Genomic DNA, 3,247 nt, shown 5'->3' on the forward strand with positions numbered 1-3,247 from the left:
GTCTCTTGAAAATTTTTTATCATATTCTGGGCGGTCGTGGAAGTGTGTACCACGTTCTTGGAAGTGTTCACGATGCTCTGCGCGATGTTGGACGGGTCTATCACCGCCCACTGTGCGCTTGCCCTGCCGACTGCAAACAGGCACAGGCAGATAATAAATGTTATTCTTGTTCTCATGTTACTTTGGATTTTAGTGGTTATCGTTATTGCTCGCTTATCGGATGGTCCGGTTTCGGATTCACACGCACGTAGTCCCCGTTCGGCGAGAAGGTCAGGATGTCCGTCGCCTCGTTGTAGGACACGTCGATGCGGAATCCGGTGTTCATGAACAGATTGCCGTTCTCCTCCTGCAAGAGATAGGTTTCCGGCTTCAGCTTGCGGCGGATGCCGCTCCGCTTGAATACCGTCACCTTATAGGCTTCGCCCTCCTTGTAGATAAGCACGTCGGGCTTGCCCTCCACACTCTCCCAGTTTCCGCAAAGCAGGTCGCGTCGGTTGTCCGTTATGTCGCAGGATTGCAGCACCATGACCGCCAGCCCGATTAAACACTTGCTGACTTGCAGCATTTTCGTTCTTGATATACTCATACGCATTTTCTTTTTTAGTTGATGAATCTGTTTCTATTTATTCCTTTTTTCTCCGCCTTTCGGCAAGCTGCCGGATGACGGCTTCAATGTCGCCGCCCAACTGTTCCGCCAGACGGTAAACCTCTACTTTTTCCGGTTCTTCGGGGGGGTACGCGTAGGCTAAGCACCCAACGCCTTGTCATATTTCTATGATAGGTTTCCGAGTACTCGCCTCCGAACCGGACTTACAAGTCTCCCTGTATCCGGCTCTCCACTAATTAATTCAGTCTGATTCTTCGGTCGGGGTCTATCTTTGCATGACACTTTGAGCAGACAGCCAAAGTTTTTCGTCTCCGGGCTATCATTCTCTTTTCCCAGTCGGATTTACCTTTCAGGTCTTTAAGTTTGCGAACGTGATGCATTTCGAGTTTATCGGTAGCACCGCATAATTCGCAGACTTGGAGTTTCAGCCTTTCCATAAGGCTGTTACGTCCACCTGTTATGGGAACTGTCCGTGGAATAGTGTCACAGTAAATATTCCCTGCAACCTTTTTGCGTTTGAAACCATCATGATAAAATGATTGGTAAAGTGTCTTACCCTTGCTATTTTCATATGCCACTTGGAAAACCTTGTTCTTTTTATATTTCAGAAGTATTTTCTTTACAGATGATTTGTATTTGTTCGCAAATACCTTATACATGCTGTATGACATAATGTGATAGAAAGAATTGATGACATAGCTATTATTGGCTATTGAGTAGTAATTATAGAACCCTCGGATTTCGGCATTGAACTGACTGACTATTTCCAAGTCATCCAAGTTCAGCATGTACGTTCTGACGATGGACTTCCAAACCTCTTTGCCATTGACAACCGCTATTCTTGCGACCTTATAATCAAAGAGTTTCTTCCGCATCGTTTCAAAAGTTAGGTACAAGACAGGCTTGTGTCCGAATGCCCTAACCGTTCTACCGAACTTATCTTTGCGTAAATCATTACACCTGCGGATAAATACGTCATATCCGAGAAATTTCGCTGGTTTTTGCGCATTGGTTATCAGTGTCTTTTCATCTGACAGCTCCAGTTTAAGAGTTTCGTTCAAATAGTTCTTAATATCCTCTTTTACTGTTTTACAGTCTTCCAGACTACCGGTAATTCCAATCAGAAAATCATCTGCGTATCTCACATATTTTAAACGTTTGATACTGCTGTCCATTTCATTACGTGCCGGATAGTTGTTCCGTTCTTCTCGTAGCCGCTTAATTTCAGCGGTCATCTGTTCCCTTACCTTTACATCTTTCTCATTCTTTAGTTTCTTTGCCAGTCGGTATCTCCGCTGTTCGTAGAGCTTGTATCGAGCATCGCCTTTTCTCGTTTTCCCTTTATTAAACCGATTGATGTATTCCTTGATGTACTTGTCGAATTTGTCAAGGTAGATGTTAGCCAGTATTGGGCTGATAATCCCGCCTTGCGGAGTTCCACTGTACGTTCTATGAAATACCCAGTCTTCAACATATCCGGCATTCAGGAACTTTCGGATAAGCCGCAAAAATCTTTCGTCAGCGATACGTTCCCGAAGAATCTTAATCAATACGTCATGATTGATATTGTCGAAGAATCCTTTAATATCGCCTTCAATAAACCATTTCACGGCAGTGAATGTCTTTTGTATATCTATAAGAGCAGTATGGCAACTTCGTTTGGGGCGAAACCCATGTGAAGTATGTTCAAAACTACCTTCATAGATTGCTTCAAGTATCATTCTGACTACTTCCTGTACCAGTTTATCATCAAAAGAGGGTATGCCAAGCGGACGTTTTTTCCCGTTTTTCTTAGGTATATACGTCCTTTTGGACGGCTTAGGCTGATAAGTCTCATTTTTAAGACTATCAATCAATTGTTCAACTCGGTCAATGCTCATTCCGTCAATGGTTTTACCATCGGCTCCTGCCGTCATGTTGCCTGTCTTGCTGTAAATATTCTGATAGGCTACATAAAACATTTCTTCGTTAAACAGCACTCTATACAGCCGCTCAAACTTATAGTTCAAGTTACCGCTGTGTTTACTCAGACTGTTCAACACATTTTCTGGATTTCTCATGTCTCTCACATCTTCCTTTAAATTGTTAAACTTAATTACCTGCTCCCCTTCGCCATGTACAGGGCGTTACCCTGCTCAGACTACTATGGAAGCTCCGTTGCCATGCCGGATATTCAGGGGCAGACCCCATAGCCCTACAACTGGCTTTCCGGTTTAGGCAATCCCCGTTTAGAAATTTGACGACTATTTGGCTTGATAGATTGTCGGATACGACTTTCGTCCTTTACTACTTATGGTAGTTGCCTTGCGGTAAGTTTATGCTACTCCTGCTACCTGTCATCAGTGTAGTACCGCAACATGACGGTATAATTCCGAAGAATTATTCAACTGTCTTCCGTCATTGCCCAAGGATACGACTGCTCGGACTATCGTTCAACCAATACAGGCTTTATCCTCATATCTATCATTTTAACTTGCCATTCGGTCGCAGCATGACAGTTGGCTGACTTATGGCTTTACCAACGTGCTATGTTCCCTTGTGGGGTTTTCCCCTCCGGTTAGCGGTTGTTAATGGGCATTTTAAACACTTGCCCAGTCGCTTGCCAAAGCGACATTCGTCAAATTCCCTTTACGGGCGCAC

3 protein-coding genes are annotated in these 3,247 nt (G+C 44.0%); all 3 read right to left on the reverse strand.

The window, feature by feature from the left end; translation table 11 throughout:
• The coding region (locus ACT8YW_RS22580) for a DUF4141 domain-containing protein (RefSeq protein ID WP_444107215.1) at positions 1-176 on the reverse strand (176 nt) is incomplete at its 3' end.
• A 26-nt stretch (positions 177-202) separates the two neighbouring features.
• On the reverse strand, positions 203-586 hold the full coding sequence (locus tag ACT8YW_RS22585; RefSeq protein WP_444107213.1) for a DUF3876 domain-containing protein: 384 nt from the start codon (positions 584-586) through the stop codon (positions 203-205).
• Positions 587-843: 257 nt separating this feature from the next.
• On the reverse strand, positions 844-2,667 hold the full coding sequence (locus tag ACT8YW_RS22590) for a reverse transcriptase domain-containing protein (RefSeq protein ID WP_444107214.1): 1,824 nt from the start codon (positions 2,665-2,667) through the stop codon (positions 844-846).
• Positions 2,668-3,247 lie beyond the last annotated feature (580 nt).

Origin of the sequence: Bacteroides sp. (assembly GCF_052357945.1) — a bacterium.
Taxonomy (GTDB): Bacteria; Bacteroidota; Bacteroidia; order Bacteroidales; family Bacteroidaceae; genus Bacteroides.

What these genes read in the sequence shown, in the direction of transcription:
- ACT8YW_RS22590 (WP_444107214.1), bottom strand. Translation starts at nt 2,667, where the DNA reads ATGAGAAATCCAGAAAATGTGTTGAACAGTCTGAGTAAACACAGCGGT.
- ACT8YW_RS22585 (WP_444107213.1), bottom strand. Translation starts at nt 586, where the DNA reads ATGAGTATATCAAGAACGAAAATGCTGCAAGTCAGCAAGTGTTTAATC.